At 45.7% G+C, this 6,113-nt stretch carries 7 protein-coding genes; 5 read left to right on the top strand and 2 right to left on the bottom strand.

Translation table 11 applies throughout. The annotated features are described in order from the left end of the window. The 5 genes from ACJMLT_RS03510 to ACJMLT_RS03490 all read left to right on the top strand — a co-directional run. A partial coding sequence (locus tag ACJMLT_RS03510; RefSeq protein ID WP_405726672.1) for a phosphopentomutase occupies positions 1 to 1,134 on the top strand: 1,134 nt, incomplete at its 5' end. A 46-nt stretch (positions 1,135 to 1,180) separates the two neighbouring features. Next, positions 1,181 to 1,360: a rubredoxin gene (locus tag ACJMLT_RS03505; protein ID WP_405726669.1), complete on the top strand. Its 180-nt coding sequence runs from the start codon at positions 1,181 to 1,183 to the stop codon at positions 1,358 to 1,360. A gap of 89 nt (positions 1,361 to 1,449) precedes the next feature. After that, on the top strand, positions 1,450 to 1,998 hold the full coding sequence (locus tag ACJMLT_RS03500; RefSeq protein ID WP_405726666.1) for a GNAT family N-acetyltransferase: 549 nt from the start codon (positions 1,450 to 1,452) through the stop codon (positions 1,996 to 1,998). Between the two features lie 141 nt (positions 1,999 to 2,139). Continuing rightward, complete coding sequence (locus tag ACJMLT_RS03495) at positions 2,140 to 2,550, top strand: DUF6762 family protein (RefSeq protein WP_405726663.1); 411 nt, start codon at positions 2,140 to 2,142, stop codon at positions 2,548 to 2,550. Continuing rightward, positions 2,540 to 3,754, top strand: coding sequence for a hypothetical protein (locus ACJMLT_RS03490; protein ID WP_405726660.1), 1,215 nt, complete (start codon positions 2,540 to 2,542; stop codon positions 3,752 to 3,754). Before ACJMLT_RS03495 ends, ACJMLT_RS03490 begins: the two co-directional genes overlap by 11 nt. A 76-nt stretch (positions 3,755 to 3,830) precedes the next feature. Here ACJMLT_RS03490 and ACJMLT_RS03485 read toward each other — a convergent pair whose 3' ends face one another. Together ACJMLT_RS03485 and ACJMLT_RS03480 are read right to left on the bottom strand one after the other, a co-directional pair. Beyond that, positions 3,831 to 4,892: a site-specific integrase gene (locus ACJMLT_RS03485; RefSeq protein ID WP_405726657.1), complete on the bottom strand. Its 1,062-nt coding sequence runs from the start codon at positions 4,890 to 4,892 to the stop codon at positions 3,831 to 3,833. A 494-nt stretch (positions 4,893 to 5,386) separates the two neighbouring features. Next, on the bottom strand, positions 5,387 to 5,899 hold the full coding sequence (locus ACJMLT_RS03480; RefSeq protein WP_405726654.1) for a helix-turn-helix domain-containing protein: 513 nt from the start codon (positions 5,897 to 5,899) through the stop codon (positions 5,387 to 5,389). Between the last annotated feature and the right edge of the window lie 214 nt (positions 5,900 to 6,113).

Below are 6,113 nucleotides of genomic sequence, written 5' to 3'. Positions count from 1 at the left end.
GATGCGGCCGATTTCGGCGATGCCGGCAGCAATACATTAGTCAATATCAAAAAAGCAAGACCCGAAACCAGCCTGCCCCATCTTTGCGGCCTTGGTCTGGGCAATATTCAGGGGGAAGGCGTTGCGCTGCTGGGCAAAGTGGAAGCACCCAAAGGTGCTTTTGGCAAAATGGCGGAACGCTCTATCGGCAAGGACACGACCACAGGCCATTGGGAAATTGCAGGCGTGATCACAAAGGAACCTTTTCCTACCTATACAGAAAAGGGATTTCCCAAGGAGGTCATGGATGCCTTTGAAGCAGCCATCGGCACAAAATCTATCGGCAACTATGCCGCATCGGGGACAGTTATCATACAGGATCTGGGGCCGGAGCATGTGAAAACAGGCTATCCCATCGTCTATACCTCTGCGGACAGTGTATTCCAGATCGCTGCCCATGAAGATGTGATCCCTGTGGAAAAACTGTACGAGATCTGTGAAAAAGCCAGAAAGATCCTGACGGGGAAACATGGGGTGGCCCGTGTTATTGCCCGTCCCTTTATCGGCAATGAGCAGGAAGGCTTCACCCGTACGAAAAACAGAAGGGACTTCTCTCTGGAACCGACGGGTGTGACGATTCTGGATCTGGCGAAGGAAAAAGGCATGGAAGTGGTTGCCATCGGCAAGATCGAGGATATTTTTGAACACCGCGGCATGACAAAGGCAGACCATACGGCCAACAACGCCGAAGGCATCGAAAAGACCCTGCAGTTTATGAAAGAAGATTTTGAAGGGATCCTGTTCACCAATCTGGTGGATACGGATATGATCTATGGTCACAGAAATGATGTGGAAGGGTATGCTTCTGCTCTGGAATATTTCGACAGCAAGCTGCCGGAGATCATGGCGCTGATGAAAGAGGAGGATATCCTGTTCATTACGGCAGACCATGGCTGCGACCCCACAACGGCAAGTACCGACCATTCCAGAGAATATGTACCTGTGCTGGCTTACGGGAGGAAGGTAAAGGAAGGCGTTGACCTTGGTGTCCGCAAAACCTTTGCCGATCTGGGTCAGACCATCTCCGATTATCTGGGGCTGGGGGCAGCCTTTGAAGCGGAAAGCTTCCTGCAGGATATTCTGAAAGCGGAATAAAACCTATCTTTTTGCCCATACTTCTCTCAGAAGGGAGTGATATGCGGTGAAAAAATATAAATGTGATGCCTGCGACTATATTTATGACGAGGCGAAGGGGGAGCCGGAAAACGGGATCCCTGCCATGACGGCATGGGAAGATCTGCCGCCGGATTATATCTGCCCTCTCTGTGGGCTGGGGAAAGAAGCCTTTTCGTTATACGAAGAGCAGACGACCATCAAATGAAAAGAAGCCTTACGGGGAAACCTGTAGGGCTTTTCTTTTGCGGGAAAAAGGCGTACAATCAGAAAAAACAGATGAAAAGAGGAAGAAATATGGAGAAAATCATGCTTAGACTCGTGACTGTGGCAGATGCGGCGGAACTGGTCTCTATTTATGCACCCTATGTGGAACAGACGGCGGTGACCTATGAATATGAAGTGCCCTCTGTGGAAGAATTTCAGGGGCGCATTGCAAATACAACAAAAAATTATCCTTATCTGGCAGCGGTGGAGAATGGCGTCATCCTTGGCTACGCCTATGCTTCGGCCTTTCACCCGCGGGCGGCTTTTCGCTGGACGGCAGAGGTAACGGTCTATCTCAGAAAAGAAGCCCACGGCAGGGGCATCGGCAGGATGCTTTATGAAGCCCTGGAGGAAAAACTGAAACAGCAGAATGTGCAGACAGCCATTGCCCTGATCGCAGACCCGAACCCCGAAAGCGTAGCTTTCCATGAAAAAATGGGGTATCGCGTGGCGGGCAGGCTGACCAACTGCGCCTATAAACTGGGGCAGTGGAGAGGGATGTATTATATGGAAAAATTCCTTGGCGAACATGCAGGAGAGCCAACGCCTTTTTGCTCTTGTTCGGAAATTGAAAAATAAGGGGAACAAATCGTTTCTCTTTTCGTCAGATAGGCAGATAAGCCCTGTGAAGGGGTAGGAATTGTTGCGTTTCGGCGGATTTTGTAGTATAATGATCAGATAAGAATTTTGTAGATATCAGTGGATAGAAGGAGACTATACATGGAAGATACAGTAATCGTAATCATGCTGAAAGATGCGGAAACAGGCTTTCTGGAAAAGGAAATGGGCGCATATACCCTGCCCGAAAACAGCGGTCTGATCTTCAATATTTACGCAGAAAAAGAAGGGGCGGAAGTCGTTCTGCGCCTGACCTGTGATAAGGAACTGCAGGACTGGGAATATGATGCGGTTTATGATTATTATGATACAGAAACCGTAGGCGCGCTGGTAGATGCCATCGAAGAAGAAGACGGCCATTATGACCCTGTATGGGTGGTGCGTTTCCCCTTCGCAGAAGAACAGGACGTGATGGAACAGAAACTGACAGACATTCTGGATAAACATCAGGAAGAACTGCTTTCTGTATACGAAGCGATCAAAGATAAAGAGGATGATTATCGTGAAGAATAAAAGCTGGCGCTTTCTATGCCTTCTTCTGGGTCTTTGTGTTTGTATGAGCGGCTGTAATTTTGGCAGCACTGCTCAGGAGGACGTGCCCCCTGCGCAGGAAAAGCAGGAGGATGGCCATACAATGGAGATCATCGTTCCCGGTGGGAAAGATGATAAAGATAAAACAGAAGAAGATAAGGAAAAAACAGATAAGAAAAAAGAAGAATCCAAAAAAACGCAGACGAAGCCCTTCTGGCAGAGCGAAATATCCATGCATTACGAAAACCTGACCGCGGTGGCGGCAGCAGCCCAGCAGGATTACCGCATCAACGGGGCAAAGCGTGGATGGATGAGCAAAAACGGGAAACTTTACGGCTATTATGACGGCTGTTACATAACCCCTGCCATGCTGGTGAAGGAAGGCTATCTGCAGAGCGGTCTGGATACAACAGGATATGAGATCCTGCTGATCGACGGCAGCGACCTTGCCAGATATGAGGGGGCAAATGTGCCCTCCGGCGGCAGAAAATTCTGTGCCTTTGCGGCAGTGAAGCTGAACAATAAATATGTGCTGGCCTGTGCCGACGGCAAGGCGGGACAGATCTCCCAGTCTGATTATACGTCCCTGCTGGCAAGATATCATCAGAGCCATGGCACGGTAGGCCGACTTTCTTCTGCTTCTGCAGAATATGGCCGTATACTGAACTATATCGGTCTGTATGAAGGGAAATTCGAAGACCTGTATGTTCGTGAGATCAGAAAAGACAATAAATATGCATCTGTAACCTTTTCTCCGGCTTCCAATGCGGCAAATATCAAGCAGTATATTCTGAAAAACGATGATGGTTTCTGGGAAGTGGTATATCCCAATGTGCAGATGGATGCATACCCCATCAACGCCATCAATAAACTGGTGCCGGACTTTAATGTGGAAGTGTTGCCCAAATATAATCTGGCGGCATGGAGAAATCTGGTGAAAACAGAGCAGGGCGGTGCCATTGCGGCACTGTTCAGCAATTATCTTATTACAAGTAAAAGTCAGATCGCCTATCAGTGCGCCACAGCAAGCTGTGCCTATTTCCGTCTGACAGACGGCTCCCGCTGTGTTGCCTATATGAATGGGGAATACTGGACGGCGGCTCGTGTGGATTCCGACATTGCGGCAAAGAATTATTTTATGGAACGCACAGGCGTTGACTACAGCTTTATTATTCTGGATGACTAAATAACAAAACCCCTTGAAATGCTGAAAAATCAGTATTTCTTGGGGTTCTTTTTTATCTGACCGTACTAAAAACGTACTATTTGATGAAAACCTCTTGTAATTTGGCTGCCAGCTCCCCTTGCTGTGTGGGGTAAAGGTGGCTGTAGATATTTAGTGTGGTTTCGATATTCTCATGTCCTAGGCGTTCCTGGATCACCAGAGGGGAGAATCCCAGATGGATAAGGAGTGATGCGTGGGAATGCCTTAAATCATGTACCCTTATCTGGGGCAGTCCTGCGGCCTGTGTGCCTTTGTTTAAGCGGTGCTTGAGGAAATGCTTGGACACATCAAAGAGCCTGTCTGACGGCTTGTAATCGTACAGCATGGCGGCATACTCTTTTACAGCTTCTTCTATGAATGTGGGAATGGTAGGCTCTCTGTTGCTGCGTTCTGTCTTGGGTGTAAGGATCAGATCCTGTTTATCTAATCGGTGATAGGTTTTATTGATCCTGACGGTGTGCTTTTCGAAGTTGAAATCATCCAGTGTCAGAGCCATAAGCTCCCCAGAACGTAACCCAACCCAGAACAGCAGTAGAAAGATTGGATACTCTGGGAACTGCCCTTTGTAGGTTTCTATAAAGGCGTTAAACTGTTCTAGTGTCCAGAACTGCAGCTCAGGGCGTTTACCGCGGATTTTACCACATTCCTTTGCTGGGTTCTTCTGCAGACCGTAAAACTTCATGGCGTGGTTGAAAATGGCTGACAGATACCCGTTAATGGTGTGGAGGTAGTTTGCGCCATACTTCCCACTGTCCAATAGCTCATTCTGCCATTGTCTGACCTGCGCAACGGTGATCGTATTGATCGGCGTGTCTTTAAAGTATGGAAGAACGTGCTTATTTACACCGCTTTCCTTTACTGCATAACTGGTAGGCTTCTGTCTGATCTTGCAGTCAGCTAGATAAAGCTCTGTCATTTGTCCGAATGTCATATCTCCACAGGATCCAGAGTGTAGAGCTAAGAAGTTTTTCTCATATTCCTGTGCATCCTTTTTCCGGGCAAAGCCTTCTTTCTTTTTGCGTTTACGGTTCCCCTGCCAGTCCTGATAATAGAAACTGGTGTACCAGCTCTTACGGTTTTCATCATAATAAACGGGCATAAAAATAAACCTCCTTATTTTTGGGTATAGAAAATAAAGCGGTCATATGCTATAATTTGCTTGCTAGGGCGTGTTGTACAACAGTGTGACCGCTTATAAAACCCCTGTCCGATTGCAGTCGGATGGGGATTTTTTATGCAATTTGTTAGGAATAAGTATAATAGAAATACTAGAAACAAAAGCATTGTATATACCGCTGAAAATGCTCTGTTTCGTTGAGTTTTCAAGTGTTTTTAGGTATAATATAAGAGTAATGCGAAGGTTTTCGCATTCTTCCTAGCCGTTTCGGGATTGTGCACCTGAGGCGGCTATCCCCATAATAGGGGCAAAACAGTGTGTTTGTTCTGTAGAACCAGGATGCAGAACACTTACACCCGTAAAAAGGGATTTTTGAAAATTCTTCTTTTTTCGCAAAACCTTTCGAAAATCAGTTTTCGTGGTACACTTCTGTTCCATCGAAAACAAGTAACCGTTTCGGATCACCGCCGAGGCGGTTATTTTTTTGTGTATTCATCGATCTGCGTCAGATCGTTGGTATATTCCACAGCTTTTTGTTTACCTTTATCGTTAAGTTTGCTGTAAGGCTCTAAGATGTCTTGCAGATTATCTACAGTAGATTGACCGAGTGTTTTCATCATTTCTGTTGTGCTACGGGCAATATCTTTTGTAATATCCTGGGCTTCTAACCCAAGCTCTGCGAGTCGTTTGTTAAGGATTTCTTCCGCATTTTTTAAGAAAATCTTATTTGCTGCACTACCGCCGGTAAATAAATCTATATATTTTCGTTCAGAGATTCCCATTAAAGATTCTACAGATACTCCGAGAATTTCTGCGATTTTTTCAATAGTATCTCTGTTAGGTTCCCTGTGATTGTTTTCGTAACCTGAATAGGTTGGCACTGGGATTTCTAATAATCTAGCCATTTCTTTTTGAGAAATTTTAGGTTTGTGATTTAGCCTTGCTTCCTTAATTCTACTTCCTACTTGAATAAAATCGTTTACGCCCATAGTGGAACACCTCCACTACAAGTATAAATGAAATATTCGAAAATGCAAACAGATTTTCTTGACATATTCAGTATAGAATAGTATTATAAAAATGTCAAGAAAATATTCGTTTATGAATATTTCTCTGGGGGGAGGTGAATATATGAGGATTGACAGAAAGAAACTTGCTTTTCTAATGTTTGAAAAGGAAATGACCACCAAAGATTTACACAGT

It is taken from the genome of Anaerotignum sp. (assembly GCF_045122575.1).
In the GTDB taxonomy this organism is placed as follows: Bacteria; Bacillota; Clostridia; order Lachnospirales; family Anaerotignaceae; genus Anaerotignum_A.
Note: the sequence above shows the minus strand (reverse complement) of the source record. Positions and strands in the feature narration are given on the sequence as shown.